The 13,815-nt window shown below is 60.6% G+C and carries 16 protein-coding genes; 8 read left to right on the top strand and 8 right to left on the bottom strand.

Annotated features, from left to right (window positions below; translation table 11 throughout):
* From AWB76_RS43175 to AWB76_RS41345, 4 genes are all read left to right on the top strand, one after another.
* A partial coding sequence (locus AWB76_RS43175; protein ID WP_279616475.1) for a citrate/2-methylcitrate synthase occupies positions 1-162 on the top strand: 162 nt, incomplete at its 5' end.
* 168 nt (positions 163-330) lie between these two features.
* The gene (acnD, locus tag AWB76_RS36790; protein ID WP_061165000.1) at positions 331-2,928 is read left to right on the top strand and encodes a Fe/S-dependent 2-methylisocitrate dehydratase AcnD; all 2,598 of its coding nucleotides are present in this window, start codon (positions 331-333) and stop codon (positions 2,926-2,928) included.
* A gap of 24 nt (positions 2,929-2,952) precedes the next feature.
* A complete protein-coding gene (gene prpF / locus AWB76_RS36785) occupies positions 2,953-4,149 on the top strand; it encodes a 2-methylaconitate cis-trans isomerase PrpF (protein ID WP_061164999.1) in 1,197 nt (398 codons plus the stop codon).
* 195 nt (positions 4,150-4,344) lie between these two features.
* On the top strand, positions 4,345-4,509 hold the full coding sequence (locus AWB76_RS41345) for a hypothetical protein (RefSeq protein WP_157696304.1): 165 nt from the start codon (positions 4,345-4,347) through the stop codon (positions 4,507-4,509).
* 96 nt (positions 4,510-4,605) lie between these two features.
* On the opposite strand, the gene AWB76_RS36780 is transcribed toward AWB76_RS41345, so the two are convergent.
* Positions 4,606-5,850 (bottom strand): tetratricopeptide repeat protein, encoded by a 1,245-nt coding sequence (locus tag AWB76_RS36780; protein ID WP_061164998.1) that lies wholly within the window; start codon positions 5,848-5,850, stop codon positions 4,606-4,608.
* Between the two features lie 131 nt (positions 5,851-5,981).
* On the opposite strand from AWB76_RS36780, the gene AWB76_RS36775 reads away from it, so the two are divergent.
* The 3 genes from AWB76_RS36775 to AWB76_RS36765 all read left to right on the top strand — a co-directional run bounded on the left by AWB76_RS36775 (position 5,982) and on the right by AWB76_RS36765 (position 8,307).
* Positions 5,982-6,431: a DUF2231 domain-containing protein gene (locus AWB76_RS36775; protein WP_061164997.1), complete on the top strand. Its 450-nt coding sequence runs from the start codon at positions 5,982-5,984 to the stop codon at positions 6,429-6,431.
* Positions 6,424-7,737 carry a PQQ-dependent sugar dehydrogenase gene (locus tag AWB76_RS36770; RefSeq protein WP_061164996.1) on the top strand — a complete coding sequence of 438 codons (1,314 nt, stop codon included), beginning with the start codon at positions 6,424-6,426 and terminating at the stop codon, positions 7,735-7,737. The genes AWB76_RS36775 and AWB76_RS36770 overlap by 8 nt, the downstream gene beginning before the upstream one ends.
* Before the next feature lie 126 nt (positions 7,738-7,863).
* A complete protein-coding gene (locus AWB76_RS36765) occupies positions 7,864-8,307 on the top strand; it encodes a YjjA family protein (RefSeq protein WP_061164995.1) in 444 nt (147 codons plus the stop codon).
* Positions 8,308-8,403: 96 nt separating this feature from the next.
* Here AWB76_RS36765 and AWB76_RS36760 read toward each other — a convergent pair whose 3' ends face one another.
* Both AWB76_RS36760 and AWB76_RS36755 read right to left on the bottom strand, forming a co-directional pair.
* Positions 8,404-8,769, bottom strand: a complete 366-nt coding sequence (locus AWB76_RS36760; RefSeq protein WP_061164994.1) for an H-NS histone family protein — start codon at positions 8,767-8,769, stop codon at positions 8,404-8,406.
* A 55-nt stretch (positions 8,770-8,824) separates the two neighbouring features.
* On the bottom strand, positions 8,825-9,736 hold the full coding sequence (locus tag AWB76_RS36755) for a CHAD domain-containing protein (protein ID WP_061164993.1): 912 nt from the start codon (positions 9,734-9,736) through the stop codon (positions 8,825-8,827).
* 243 nt (positions 9,737-9,979) lie between these two features.
* On the opposite strand from AWB76_RS36755, the gene AWB76_RS36750 reads away from it, so the two are divergent.
* The gene (locus AWB76_RS36750; RefSeq protein ID WP_061164992.1) at positions 9,980-10,348 is read left to right on the top strand and encodes an NUDIX hydrolase; all 369 of its coding nucleotides are present in this window, start codon (positions 9,980-9,982) and stop codon (positions 10,346-10,348) included.
* 2 nt (positions 10,349-10,350) lie between these two features.
* Here AWB76_RS36750 and AWB76_RS36745 read toward each other — a convergent pair whose 3' ends face one another.
* The 5 genes from AWB76_RS36745 to AWB76_RS36725 all read right to left on the bottom strand — a co-directional run bounded on the left by AWB76_RS36745 (position 10,351) and on the right by AWB76_RS36725 (position 13,787).
* The gene (locus AWB76_RS36745; RefSeq protein WP_061164991.1) at positions 10,351-11,073 is read right to left on the bottom strand and encodes a GGDEF domain-containing protein; all 723 of its coding nucleotides are present in this window, start codon (positions 11,071-11,073) and stop codon (positions 10,351-10,353) included.
* Positions 11,074-11,075: 2 nt separating this feature from the next.
* A complete protein-coding gene (locus AWB76_RS36740; protein WP_061164990.1) occupies positions 11,076-11,471 on the bottom strand; it encodes a DUF1987 domain-containing protein in 396 nt (131 codons plus the stop codon).
* Between the two features lie 19 nt (positions 11,472-11,490).
* Positions 11,491-12,054 carry a SiaB family protein kinase gene (locus tag AWB76_RS36735; RefSeq protein WP_061164989.1) on the bottom strand — a complete coding sequence of 188 codons (564 nt, stop codon included), beginning with the start codon at positions 12,052-12,054 and terminating at the stop codon, positions 11,491-11,493.
* Positions 12,055-12,066: 12 nt separating this feature from the next.
* Positions 12,067-13,182 (bottom strand): SpoIIE family protein phosphatase, encoded by a 1,116-nt coding sequence (locus AWB76_RS36730; RefSeq protein WP_061164988.1) that lies wholly within the window; start codon positions 13,180-13,182, stop codon positions 12,067-12,069.
* Between the two features lie 266 nt (positions 13,183-13,448).
* Positions 13,449-13,787 (bottom strand): cupin domain-containing protein, encoded by a 339-nt coding sequence (locus tag AWB76_RS36725; RefSeq protein WP_061164987.1) that lies wholly within the window; start codon positions 13,785-13,787, stop codon positions 13,449-13,451.
* Positions 13,788-13,815 lie beyond the last annotated feature (28 nt).

Raw genomic sequence — 13,815 nt, 5'->3', positions numbered from 1 at the left:
GTGCCCACGGCCATGTTCACGCCGCTTTTCGTGATCTCGCGCACGTCGGGCTGGGCCGCGCACATCATCGAGCAACGCGTCGACAACAAGATCATTCGCCCGAGCGCGAATTACACCGGACCGGACAACCTCGAATTCGTCCCGCTGGCGAAGCGCGCGTAAGCGTCAGGCTGCCCTTTGACCTGAGGGCTTGGGCCCGCCGCTGCATCCGGCGGCGGGTTTTTTTTGAAAACGGCGCCTAAAATAGCCCGAATTCCTGTTGAAGGGGTCTTCCCCACACTACCTTTGAGCATGGCGCCTGAAAGACCATGCCATGACCGAGACACGGCGATGAATACTGCAAACCGCAAACCCCTGCCCGGCTCCTCACTCGATTACTTCGATGCGCGCGCAGCCGTCGAAGCCATCGCGCCGGGCGCCTACGACACGCTGCCCTACACCTCGCGCGTGCTCGCGGAAAATCTCGTGCGCCGCTGCGATCCGGCGATCCTCGAACAATCGCTGATGCAGCTCGTCGAGCGGAAGCGGGAGCGCGATTTTCCGTGGTTCCCTGCGCGCGTCGTGTGCCACGACATTCTCGGCCAGACGGCGCTCGTCGATCTCGCCGGCCTGCGCGATGCCATCGCGGACCAGGGCGGCGATCCCGCGAAGGTGAATCCGGTGGTGCCGGTGCAGCTCATCGTCGATCATTCGCTCGCAGTGGAATGCGGCGGCTTCGATCCGGATGCGTTCGCGAAAAATCGCGCGATCGAGGACCGGCGCAACGAGGATCGTTTCGACTTCATCAACTGGACGAAGAAAGCGTTCAAGAATGTCGATGTGATTCCGCCCGGCAACGGCATCATGCATCAGATCAATCTGGAGCGCATGTCGCCGGTGATTCATGCGGCCGATGGCATCGCGTATCCGGACACGCTCGTCGGCACCGACAGCCACACGCCGCACGTCGATGCGCTCGGCGTCATCGCGATCGGCGTGGGCGGGCTCGAAGCGGAGAACGTGATGCTCGGCCGCGCGTCGTGGATGCGCCTGCCGGATATCGTCGGCGTCGAACTCTCCGGCAAGCGTCAGCCGGGGATTACGGCCACCGATATCGTGCTCGCGCTCACCGAATTCCTGCGCAAGGAAAAAGTGGTCGGCGCCTATCTCGAGTTTTATGGCGAAGGCGCATCGAGCCTCACGCTCGGCGACCGCGCGACGATCTCGAACATGGCGCCCGAATACGGCGCGACCGCCGCGATGTTCTATATCGACGAGCAGACCATCGAGTATCTGCGTCTCACGGGCCGCGACGACAAGCAAGTGAGTCTCGTCGAGCATTACGCGAAAACCGCTGGCCTTTGGGCCGATTCGCTTGCGCACGCCGAATACGAGCGCGTGCTGCGCTTCGATCTCTCGACGGTCGTGCGCAACATGGCCGGTCCTTCGAATCCGCACAAGCGCCTGCCGGTGTCCGAACTGGCGACGCGAGGCATCGCGGGCAAATGGGAAGAGACGCCCGGACAGATGCCGGATGGCGCGGTCATCATCGCGGCGATCACGAGCTGCACCAACACCAGCAATCCGCGCAACGTGATCGCGGCGGCGCTCATCGCGCGCAATGCGAATGCGCAAGGTCTTACGCGCAAGCCGTGGGTGAAGTCGTCGCTCGCGCCGGGATCGAAAGCGGTCGAACTGTATTTGCAGGAAGCCGGCTTGCTGCCCGATCTGGAAAAGCTCGGCTTCGGCATCGTCGCGTTCGCGTGCACGACGTGCAACGGCATGTCCGGCGCGCTCGATCCCGCGATCCAGCAGGAGATCATCGATCGCGATCTGTACGCGACCGCCGTGCTCTCGGGCAATCGCAACTTCGATGGCCGCATTCATCCGTATGCGAAGCAGGCGTTTCTCGCGTCGCCGCCGCTCGTCGTCGCGTATGCGATCGCGGGCACGATCCGTTTCGATATCGAACGCGATGCGCTCGGCATCGGCAAGAACGGCCAGCCGGTGTATCTGAAGGACATCTGGCCGAGCGATGAAGAGATCGATGCCATCGTGAAGCAAAGCGTGAAGCCCGAACAGTTCCGCAAGGTCTACGAGCCGATGTTCGCGCTGACCGCGCAGAGCGGCGAAGCCATCAGCCCGCTATACGACTGGCGCGGAGAAAGCACGTACATCCGCCGTCCGCCGTACTGGGAAGGCGCGCTCGCGGGCGAACGCACGCTCAAGGGCATGCGTCCGCTCGCCGTGCTCGGCGACAACATCACGACGGATCATCTCTCGCCGTCCAATGCGATTCTGGCCAACAGCGCGGCGGGCGAATATCTCGCGAAAATGGGCCTGCCCGAAGAGGACTTCAATTCCTACGCGACGCATCGCGGCGATCATCTGACGGCGCAGCGCGCGACCTTCGCGAATCCGACGCTCATCAACGAAATGGCCGTCGTCGATGGTCAACAGAAGAAAGGTTCGCTCGCGCGCATTGAACCGGAAGGCCGCGTCACGCGCATGTGGGAAGCGATCGAAACGTATATGGAGCGCAAGCAGCCGCTCATCATCGTGGCGGGCGCGGATTACGGGCAAGGCTCGTCGCGTGACTGGGCCGCGAAAGGCGTGCGGCTCGCGGGCGTCGAAGCGATCGTCGCGGAAGGCTTCGAGCGCATTCATCGCACGAACCTGATCGGCATGGGCGTGCTGCCGCTCGAATTCAAGGCCGGCGAGAATCGCCAGACTTACGGCATCGACGGCACCGAGACCTATGACGTGATCGGCGAGCGCAAGCCGCGCGCGGATCTCACGCTCGTGATTCATCGGGCGAATGGCGAGCGTGTCGATGTGCCCGTGACGTGCCGGCTCGACACGGCCGAGGAAGTCTCGATCTATGAGGCCGGCGGCGTGCTGCAACGCTTCGCTCAGGACTTCCTCGAGTCGTCGAAAGAAGCGGCTTGATCATTCATCAGGAAACCGAATCATATGGCACACGCACCTCAGATCAAGATCGCCGCCACCTACATGCGCGGCGGCACCAGCAAGGGCGTTTTCTTTCGCCTGAACGATTTGCCCGAAGCGGCGCGCGTGCCCGGCGCCGCGCGCGATGCGCTCTTCATGCGCATCATCGGCAGCCCGGACCCGTACGGCAAGCAGATCGACGGCATGGGCGGGGCGACATCGAGCACGAGCAAAACCGTCATCGTGTCGAAGAGCGCGCGGGCCGGTCATGACGTCGATTATCTTTTCGGTCAGGTCGCCATCGACAAGCCGTTCGTCGACTGGAGCGGCAATTGCGGCAACCTGTCGGCGGCGGTCGGACCGTTCGCGATCGCAAGCGGTCTCGTCGATCCGGATCGCGTGCCGGACAACGGCGTCGCGATCGTGCGCATCTGGCAGGCGAACATCGGCAAGACGATCATCGCGCATGTGCCGATGACCCAAGGCGCCGTGCAGGAAACCGGCGACTTCGAACTGGACGGCGTGACCTTTCCGGCCGCCGAAGTGCAGCTCGAATTTCTCGATCCGGCAGCGGAGGAAGAAGGCGCGGAAGGCGGCGCAATGTTCCCGACAGGCAATATCGTCGACGATCTCGAAGTACCCGGCGTCGGCACCTTCAAGGCGACGATGATCAACGCGGGCATTCCGACCATCTTCGTGAATGCGGACGCCATCGGCTACAAGGGCACCGAGTTGCAGGACGCGATCAACGGCGACGACGCGGCATTGAAGCGCTTCGAAACCATTCGCGCATACGGCGCGCTGCGCATGGGCCTCATCAAGAACCTCGATGAAATCGCCAAACGTCAGCACACGCCGAAGATCGCGTTCGTCGCGCGTCCGGCGGAGTATGTCGCGTCGAGCGGCAAGCGCATCGGCGCCGATGATGTCGACGTGCTCGTGCGCGCGATGTCGATGGGCAAGCTGCACCACGCGATGATGGGCACGGCGGCGGTCGCCATCGGCACGGCGGCGGCGATTCCGGGCACGCTTGTCAATCTCGCGGCGGGCGGCGGCGAGCGTCAGTCGGTGCGCTTCGGGCATCCTTCTGGCACGTTGCGCGTGGGCGCGGAAGCGGTGGAATCGAACGGCGAATGGCAGGTGAAGAAGGCCATCATGAGCCGCAGCGCGCGCGTGCTGATGGAAGGCCGCGTGTGCGTTCCCGACGTATTGACGGATTGAGTGTCGGGCGCTCGCCGACACGGCGCGATGGAACTGTTGTCCGTGCGCCGTCGCGTGATGCGCACATGCGCTCAAAGTGCGCCGCTGACTCAGGCGAAGCCGATGATCGGCGCGTATCGATTGGCATGACCTGTGCAGAAGATCGAGTGGCGGCATTCTCGTCGTCACTCGCTTTCTTTTGCAAGGAGACCTGCCATGAGCACTTTGACCATCACCGATCTGCCCTGCGTCGACACGATGCATCGCGATGCCATGTCCGCCATTCGCGGCGGCATTCTGATCATCACCAATCCGGACAGCAAGTACACGCTTCCCGCCATGCCGTCCTTGCCGGCATCGTGGCCGGCGCCGCGATTCTGAAAGACCTTCATCTTCCGCCTCCGCTGCCGGTATCGACGGTGCATCCGGGGCTGGACCCGCGACTGCAATGAACGGCCGGCCGGTGTCGCACCGAGCCTACGATGCGATATCGGCCAACGCGTTTTTCACGTCGTCGATCACGCCGGGCCATCCCCTCGAATCTTGCCGGAACAGATACATCTTCTCGGGATACCACGGCGACGTGTTGCCCAGCCGATGCCATCGCCAGTCGACGCCGCGCGACGGCAGCATGACCCAGCACGCGATGCCAAGCGCACCGGCCAGATGCGCGATCGCGGTATCGACGCAAATCACGAGATTCAATTGCGCGACGATGGCGGCCGTGTCGCCGAAATCGCGGATCGACTGGCCGAGCTTGATGATCGGTTGAAGTATCTCGCGCCCCTCGGTCTCCGCTTCGGCGTTGCCCACTTGCAGGCTGATAAAGCCGATGCCCGGCACCGACCATAACGGAGCAAGATCCGCGAAGTGACGCACGGATCGATGCCGATCGTTGTCGTGGTCCGCGTTGCCTTTCCAGACCAGTCCCACACGAAGACCATCGTTCGGCAAGCGGGGACGCCACGCATCAATGCGATTGCCGAACACGCCGAGATAAGGCACATCGGCGGGAATCGAATCGACAGTCGTCTGAAAGCGATGAGGCAAACTCGGCAGCGATATCCAGTAATCGTGCATGCGCAGCGACTGCGGCTCGGTAACGACGATATCGATATTGCCGGTGGTGCGCATCACCGGCGCGAGTTCCGGGTTGCACGCGATCGACACGGCTGCCGCCCCGCGCTTGCGCAGCAGCGCGACATATCGAACGAACTGGATCGTGTCGCCATAGCCTTGCTCCGTCAGTAAGAGGATCGATTTTCCGCGCAGATCTTCGCCATTCCACTTCGGAAAAGGCAGCGTGTCATATTCGCGGAAAACGCTCGTGCGCGCCTCGTAATACGCAAAGCCTTCCGTGTAGTTTCCCGCAGCGAGCAGCAGCAGACCGAGATTGAATCGGGCTTCGGCGAATTCGGGTTCGAGCCGGATTGCCGCACGATACTCCGCCTCGGCGAGATCATGTTTTCCAAGTTCTTCGAGCGCCCCGGCGAGGTTGCTTCGAATCTCCGCGGATTCAGGAAGCTCGACGAGCGCGCGATGGTAATGATCGACGGCTTCGTGAAAGCGCCCTGAAATCCGCAGCAGGTTGGCGAGATTGTTATGGGCAACGGCATTGCGTTCATCCAGTTCGATCGAGTCGCGCAGCTTCTGCTCGGCAACGAAAAGATCGCCCTCTTCGTATGCCTTCGACGCGGCTTCGATGAGTTCCAGTTTCTTCATTTGGATGGCTCGCACACGGCGCTTGCGATGACGTGTCGCAAGTCAGGATACCGGCGGGCATGCCGTATGCGCAATGGTCGAAAACGCGGACACGTTGTCCGTTCCGTCCGCACTGTCATGATGAGAAGGCCATGTCGACACTGTCAGTTACTTCGAGATATCCATCGAGATTCGCTCCGGCGATATTCGAACTGCTCAATCCCATTCCCTATGGGCTCTTCGTCGGCACGCTGATCTTCGACATCACTTATGCCATCACGCGCAACGTGTTCTGGGGAAAAGGCGCGGCGTGGCTCGTGACAGCGGGTCTCATCATCGCGATCATTCCGCGGCTGCTCAATCTGGGTCATGTATGGCTACAGAAACGTCGTGCGGTTTCGCGCATCGAGCGGATCGATTTCTGGCTCAACCTGATCGGGATCGTCGCGGCGATCGTCAATGCTTTCGTGCATAGCCGCGATGCTTATGCGATGGTCCCCGAGAACGTGATCCTGTCGGTCATCACCGTGGTCTTTCTGAGCATCGGACACATCGCGATGGCGATGAACAGGCTCGATCTCGCGCAGGCGGCTCATGAATAAGCGCACAGTGAAGAGCGCCCTCGCGATGGCGTTCGCGGCGTCGTTGAGTGCATGCAACGAGCACGCGCAATACGACGCGCAACATCAGGCGGGCGGCCAGCCGCCTCTGCCCGAGGCGCGCAATTTCTTCGCGCCGCCGATGCAGGTGCCCAAGTACGTCGGTTGGCGCAACGGTGCAACGCCCAAGGTCGCCGATGGCCTGAAGATCGAAAAGATCGCGTCCGGTCTCGTGCATCCGCGGCAGGTCTACGCGCTGCCGAACGGCGATGTACTCGTAGCCGAATCGAACAGCCCGAACGAAGAAGCAGTGACGACGCCGAAGCAACTCATCGCCGGATTGATCGAAGGGAAATCAGGGAAGAAGGAGAAAGGCGCGAATCGCATCACGCTGTTGCGGAAGACCGCGAGCGGCGAGTGGGAGCGGCATGTCTTCATCGACAAACTGCATTCGCCGTTCGGCATGCAATTGATTGGCGACACGCTCTATGTCGCGGATACCGACGCCATCCTCAAGTTCCCGTACAAGACGGGCAAGACGCGCATTGACGAACGCGGTGTCGAACTTGCCGATCTGCCGGACACGATCAATCATCACTGGACGAAAGCACTGCTCGCGAGTCCCGATGGCAAGAAGCTTTATGTCGGCGTCGGTTCGAACAGCAATGTCGGCGAGAACGGACTCGACGTCGAATACCGGCGCGCGGATGTGCTCGAAGTCGATACGGCAAGCGGCGCGAGCCGCATTTATGCGGCGGGCATTCGCAATCCGACCGGGCTGCAATGGGAACCGACGTCCGGAAAGCTATGGGCGGTCGCCAATGAGCGCGATGAAATCGGCGCCGACCTCGTTCCCGATTATCTGACCTCGGTGAAAGAGAATGCGTTCTATGGCTGGCCGTATAGCTATTACGGACAGCACGTCGATCCGCGTGCGCAGCCGCAGCGTCCGGATCTCGTCGGCCGCGCGATTGCGCCCGACTTCGCAATCGGCTCGCATGTCGCGCCGCTCGGTCTGACGTTCTATACCGGCGACAATCTGCCCCCGCAGTATCGCGGCGGGGCTTTCATCGGCGAGCACGGGAGTTGGGATCGATCGCCGTTGAGCGGTTATGTCGTGTCCTTTGTCGCTTTCGAAAACGGCAAGCCGGCCGGCGCGCCGAAAGATGTTGTGACGGGCTTCACTTCCGCGGATCAGAAAGAGCTGTATGGCGCGCCTGTCGGCGTTGCGCAGGATCGCAGCGGCGGCCTGCTGATCGCCGATGATGTCGGCAATGCTGTGTGGCGCGTCACGGGGTCGGGCGGATAAGCCGAGCTTGCACCATGCCGGATTCGCCGCGAATAGCTGTACTTTTCAACGAAACGAAACGCTCGGAGTTCGTTCGATCCGGCTGCGTTCATCGACTATAGTGAGAGATCAAACCACGGAGGCACCATGATCTTCTCAAGGCGTCACGCTCTGGCCAGCGGAATCCTGATTGCAGCCCTCGTTTCCATCCCGGTCGCGCATGCTCAACTCGGCAACCTTCTCAATCAAGGTAAAGACAGCAGCAGTGGCGGACTCGGCAACCTCAGTGGTTTGACCGGCGGCATGTCGATGGACTCGCTCACCTCAGGCAGCACGGGCAACGTCGCGGGCGTCATCGAATACTGCGTGAAGAACAACTTTCTCGGAGGGAGCGCATCGTCCGTCAAAGACGGGCTGATGAGCAAGCTCGGCGGATCGGCTTCGAGCGATTCCGGCTACACGAATGGCGCAAAAGGCATTCTCGATAGCGGCAACGGCAAGCAGCTCGATCTGAGCGGCAGCGGCCTGAAAGAACAGGTTACCAAGCAGGTTTGCGACAAGATTCTCGCGCAGGGAAAATCCCTTCTGTAGCGATGTTTTTCTGCCGCGAGCGGCAGACGCATGAGCCGCGCTTCGCAGCACGCGCGAAGCGCCAACGCGCCATCATCGATAAACCGGCCTGTGTGTTCAGGCGTCGTCGCCGAAGAGCGCGGCTTGCACGGCCGCTTTGCTCGTCGTGGTGACGCGTCTGTCCGCGAGAAAATCGTCGCGATTCTTTCCGACGATCCAGTTCGGCGCACGGCCGCGTCCGCTCCATGTTCCTCCGCCGACCGGGTCGCGGTATTTCACTTCCCTGACCGGCTCCGGCTCTGGCTCCTGCGCTTTCGGCTTGCTGCCGAGCAGCTCTTGCAGATTGATGCCGTATTCGCGCATCTTCTGCACGATTTCGATGAGCACCAGCCGAGTCTCGCGCTCTTTTGCTTCGGCCAGTTGCTTGTTCAGCTCGTCCTGTTTTGCCAGGAGCTTTGTGATTTCCGGTGTTGTATAAGCCATTTCTTGATTCGATGTAGGTATATCGACAGCTCGTGCTTCTTCCCTCTGCGCAGGTTCAACCGGCCATAGCCCGAACCCGCCGCGAAGCGGCACGCATTCGACGGCACTTCTGCTCTTCCAGCCATTGCAGCGACGCCAGTACGACCTCGGGCGGAACCTCGTCGAACGACGCGCCGCGAATCAGGGTCTCGCTTGCGGCAATGTCGTTGAACTGCCCAAGCTTGTTTTGCACGGCCGTCAATTCCTTGATGGTGCGGCCATGTCCGCCTTTAATGACGGGCTGAAAAAATTCGAGCAAGTACCTTAGTTTCTTTCCGGCCTTCCGCACGTCGTGAAGATCTTCTTCGTGGGTCGCCTCGTTCTGCGCCACGCGCCGGCTGCGTTTCTGGAGTGCGCGCTGCGCACAACGCACGCGCCGTTCAGCGAACGCCCGGATCGGCAGATCGTCACAACTGGATTGGAGAGCGCTTTGCGCGCGATGCAAAGCGTCTTTCAGGAATGCTTCGACATCGTCGCTCCGGATGTTCGTCTGGCTATGCACGACGGCCTGTGCGCGTTTCTCACGCGCGGCCGCCATTAGCATTTCCACCGATGCACCCGAATCCTGAGCCGCTTTCAGCAGATCGCCTGCAATGTCCCAGTCACGCGTTCCGCCCGCCACCGCAGCGAGACGCGTTAATTCACTGGTGGCTTGCGCGGTCGCTTCTTCTCCGAGATAAGGAGAATACGCCCAGTATAAAGCCCGAAGCTTTCTGAAAGCGACACGAAGCTGATGAAAGCCTTCTGCATCGCTCTTCGTGGATAGCTCTCGCGCTCTTTGCACCGCCTCGGCAACTACCGGCGATGCCAGCGACGAGAAAGTACTGGGTATGGAATTCGTTTTTGAAAGTGGCGATCCTGAATTTCGCCGGTCGATCTTCAAGAAAGTGACTGGCCTTGGCAAAGGCCAGTCACCATCCATATCCATTTCAAACCCTCGGGTTGGACGAAAATCTTGTTTGATTCAGACATTACCACAATGCACTGCGCGAATCGCGTTTTTGTGACGGTTTGATGAAACGCTGTTTCGAGTGTGGCGTGTACGCCGCCCGCGCTTTTCGGCCTCGCCGCCGGATATCTTCTGTATTAGGATACCCAGCTACATCAAGCACTGCCGATACGATGGCGCATCGAACGCCTCGAAAATGCCTGGAAAAAAAGGGAGATCGGTTTGAAGAAGCGCGCCACCGTGATCTGTCGCAGAGGTAAGCGAATCCTTCTCGTCGCTCGTAGCCAGTCGAAATGGGCATTGCCCGGTGGAATACTCAAACGCGGAGAACATCTTCCGGAAGCTGCATTGCGCGAACTCCGGGAAGAAGCGCGGCTTTCAGGAAAGTCGGCGAAATATCTCTTCGATTTCCGCGGCAAGCAGAAACACCATCACGTGTTTGCCTGCGAAGTTTCGGATCGCGCCAAAGCTCGCCCGAGCAATGAAATATCCAAATGCCGCTGGGTTCACGTCGACGACATCGCTCGCCTGCTCACCAGCGCGCCGACCACGGATATCGTGAAGCTCGTGAATCAGCGACGCAGAAAGTAAAGCTATAGATCCGCGATTTCAACGCGATTGCGTCCACTTCGCTTGGCGCGATAGAGCGCGGCGTCGGCGAGTCCGTAGGCGATGTCGAAGCCGGTACCGGCTTCACTGTTGCTGACACCGAAGCTCGCCGTAATGCGGCGGTCTACCGGTGGAACGATCAGCGTGTCGCTGATGGCTTCACGCATGCGCTCGGCAAGCAGCGCCGCGCCGTCCGGGTCGTGACCGGGCAAGAGCACGGTGAACTCCTCGCCGCCCACTCGGCCGATGAAACCGCGATCGCCCACGATTCGCCGCAGACAATCGACGACGCCGAGAATCACCGCATCGCCCGTGGGATGGCCGAAGTCATCGTTGATGCGTTTGAACTCGTCGATATCGAGAACGATCATCGCCGTGCTGGTCGTGCGCAGCGCCTTCGCGGCCTGCTCGATGACAGCGCTTCGATTCAGCACGCCTGTCAGTGCATCGTGCGATGCGCGATGCGCCAGTTGCTGCGCAAGCGCCTGCATCTCGCGCTCGGCGCGGTCGCTGCGGCCGATCAGACGCCGCGTTTCCCGCATCAGACGCTCGAATTGATCGATCAGTTCGCCCAGGGACGCTCGATACTCCGCGGCATTCGCGTCGGTCATCGCATGCATCGCGCGAGCTTTGTCCAGCGCCGCGTTCTCGTTCTGAAAGAGATCGGGCGTCGCGGCCGGCGGCAGATCGGAGGATGACGAAGCCATCCCTATCGTCCCAGATGAGCGATGGGACGATCCGTGAATTCGATCGCGCGAAAATCGGACTTCAGTTCTTCACCGAACTCCGCGATGGTCTCGTCCTCTTCGTCGTGATACCAGTTCATCAGCACGCGGCTGCCGGATTGCGCCGCCTCGTCCAGCGCGTCGAACATGCTGAACAGCATCTTGGTGCTCGAGCTATTGAAGTAAGTCAGCGCAACATCGATGGTGACGATCGCTCCGGCATTTCCGGCAAGATACGCTTGCATCTGCTCGATGACGGGCGCATAAAAAGCGGCCGCATTCTCGGGATAGGACTCGCCTTTGAGCGACAACGCGTGCTGGTCGAAGCGGAAGTCGACCTCGGGCGATGTCGTCGTCGCGGCAATGTAGAAGTTATGCATGATTCTCGTGCGTTCCTGCTCAGATGATGGCCATGAGGCAAAACAGCGTGGTCCCGGGTTCATCGGTACGCGGATGAAAAGCGAATTCGAGCGGTGCGCTCGCATCGCGCGCCATGGTCAGAAAGCCTAAACCGGCGCCTTTGCTGTCCTCTGGCGTATCGGCGCGCAATGATATTTTGTAGGCCTGTTTGATTTCGTCGAGAGACATGTTGCGCAAAGGCTCGAGCTTATTGCGCAGACTCTCTACTTCAGCGGTCGCCATCGGATTGACGCATAACATGACGTAATGATCGCCGTCGTTCGAGATGCACACCGCGCCCTCGCGTATCGCGCCTTCGCCCGCGCCGCCTTGCAAAAGCGCATTCGACGAATAGTGGACGATGTTCTGCGATAGCTCGACGAATGAAGAAAAGAGCTTGCGGCGCGTGGGGCCGCTTACACCGGCGACTTCCAGTTGCAGCTTCACCACTTCGCCCATTGCCGCGACGATGTTATGCGAGAAATAGCCCTTGTGATAGAAGAGAACATTGCGTCGCTGCGCCAGATCGAAAAAGGCGCTGTCATGATCGAGTAGTTGAGACATGCTTGAGTTGTACTAGATTCGGGCACAAAAGAACGTGACATCGTCGCGGCGCGCCTGTACGCCTTGCCATTCGGCAAGCGAAAGCCGAACGTGCTCGCAGATCGTCGACGGCGATTCGGCACGATGCTCGCGTATCACGTCGAGTACACGGCGCCGGCCAAAGGAAATGCTTCGCGGTCCTCCGATCTGATCGGTCAGTCCGTCCGTGCAGATGAAGATCAGGCTGCCGGTGGCCACTGGAATCGCGCGCAGCGTCCATTCATGATCCGCGCGGCTGTCGACATAACCCACGCCCATGCGATCGGCGGCGATCGTTTCGAACTCCGTTGCATCGGGCGAGAGGATATGCAGCGCGACGCGAGCGCCCGCGTAATGCAACATGTTTTCCGCGGCATCGAACCAGAAGAACGCGGTATCCAGGCCATCGTTGGATTGAGGTCCGCCGGCCGCGTTGTTCACCTGCCCCAGCAAGCCCTTGACGTTGCGATTGACCGCCGAGAGCAGCGCGGCGGGGTCACGCGGACCGATCTGCTCCATCGCCTTCGACAACGATGCCGACGCAAGCAAGGTCATGAACGCGCCGGGAACGCCGTGACCGGTGCAATCGGCCACGGCGCCGAACCAGCCGTGCGGAAAAGCGGCGAAATGATAGAAGTCTCCGCCGACCACGTCGCGCGGCTCCCACACCATTGCGACATCGCGAAGCTGTGTCGACACGGTCTCATCGGACGCTCGCAGCATGGCGCGCTGTATCACGCTCGCATACTCAATGCTCTGCATGATCTGGCGGTTCTTCTCCGCCTGCATTTCGGCGACCGCGCTCACCAGTTCGAGGCCGCTGCCCACGCCCGAGAAACGCCCGTCGCGCGTGACGATGAAACCATCGACGAGCGCCTTCTCGCCGGCATCGACCGTCCTGAATGCGAGCGTTTCAATGCTTACGTCAGCCTCGACGATCAGCGGCTCCTTGTCCATGAACGCGATGCAACTCTTCTTGTCGTAAAGCTCGCGATGAAAAGGCTTGCTCATCTGCGACATGAAAATATCGCGATTGATCAGTCCGATGGGACGAAGGCCTTCGATCACCGCAAGACTTCCCATGTCGCGACGCGCGGAGAAGATTTCCATGACGAGCGAGTTGGACTCGGCGTCGACGAAAGGGACTTCCCTGCAAAGATCTCCGGCAGTACGAAGATCACGCTGCCCGGAAAAGCGGCGAAAGCTTGAAAACGCTGGATGCATGGCGACGCAAGCCGATGTATGAAGAAACAGTGCACGCTAAGGCTTCTTCGTGAAGTTTCAGTGACAAAGGCCCGTGCGGATCGCTCCGATGTTGCGAAATCGTGAACGCGGACGAATGCAAACGTTTGCCGCTCGATACTGGCCTGGCGCGCTCACGTGCGGCGTTCGTGATAGATCGCAAGCCATACCGTCGGCTCGTCCGCATGCGTCCATGCGACCCGATGCCGGCAATGCGGCTCGATCAGCACGTAGTCGCCGGGACGCATCTCATGCAGCGTCGAATCCTCTTCGAATTCGAGCGCGGCCGCACCCGATAGCAATACGACCCACTCGGCACGCGAGTCGTCGTACCAGAAGCCTTCGGGGCTCGCGTGCCCCATCGATACGATTCGCTCCACGTTCAGGCGTTGTCCCGTCACGAGCATATCGATCTGCTCTTCGTTGCCGCGCTTCGCGTCGAAGCTGAAAAGGTTACCCGTCTGGATCTGCATGGTTCGACCTCGATGAACATTCAACGTA

This window comes from Caballeronia temeraria, from assembly GCF_001544795.2.
Classification (GTDB): Bacteria; Pseudomonadota; Gammaproteobacteria; order Burkholderiales; family Burkholderiaceae; genus Caballeronia; species Caballeronia temeraria.
This window is presented reverse-complemented; position numbering and strand designations above follow the sequence as displayed.

Coding starts and splice junctions, on each gene's coding strand:
- AWB76_RS36775 (WP_061164997.1), top strand. CDS start 5,982: ATGTCGACACTGTCAGTTACTTCGAGATATCCATCGAGATTCGCTCCG.
- AWB76_RS36730 (WP_061164988.1), bottom strand. CDS start 13,182: ATGGAAATCTTCTCCGCGCGTCGCGACATGGGAAGTCTTGCGGTGATC.
- AWB76_RS36755 (WP_061164993.1), bottom strand. CDS start 9,736: ATGGATATGGATGGTGACTGGCCTTTGCCAAGGCCAGTCACTTTCTTG.
- AWB76_RS41345 (WP_157696304.1), top strand. CDS start 4,345: ATGAGCACTTTGACCATCACCGATCTGCCCTGCGTCGACACGATGCAT.
- AWB76_RS36740 (WP_061164990.1), bottom strand. CDS start 11,471: ATGCATAACTTCTACATTGCCGCGACGACGACATCGCCCGAGGTCGAC.
- AWB76_RS36725 (WP_061164987.1), bottom strand. CDS start 13,787: ATGCAGATCCAGACGGGTAACCTTTTCAGCTTCGACGCGAAGCGCGGC.
- acnD (WP_061165000.1), top strand. CDS start 331: ATGAATACTGCAAACCGCAAACCCCTGCCCGGCTCCTCACTCGATTAC.
- AWB76_RS36745 (WP_061164991.1), bottom strand. CDS start 11,073: ATGGCTTCGTCATCCTCCGATCTGCCGCCGGCCGCGACGCCCGATCTC.
- AWB76_RS36765 (WP_061164995.1), top strand. CDS start 7,864: ATGATCTTCTCAAGGCGTCACGCTCTGGCCAGCGGAATCCTGATTGCA.
- AWB76_RS36770 (WP_061164996.1), top strand. CDS start 6,424: ATGAATAAGCGCACAGTGAAGAGCGCCCTCGCGATGGCGTTCGCGGCG.
- prpF (WP_061164999.1), top strand. CDS start 2,953: ATGGCACACGCACCTCAGATCAAGATCGCCGCCACCTACATGCGCGGC.
- AWB76_RS36760 (WP_061164994.1), bottom strand. CDS start 8,769: ATGGCTTATACAACACCGGAAATCACAAAGCTCCTGGCAAAACAGGAC.
- AWB76_RS36735 (WP_061164989.1), bottom strand. CDS start 12,054: ATGTCTCAACTACTCGATCATGACAGCGCCTTTTTCGATCTGGCGCAG.
- AWB76_RS36780 (WP_061164998.1), bottom strand. CDS start 5,850: ATGAAGAAACTGGAACTCATCGAAGCCGCGTCGAAGGCATACGAAGAG.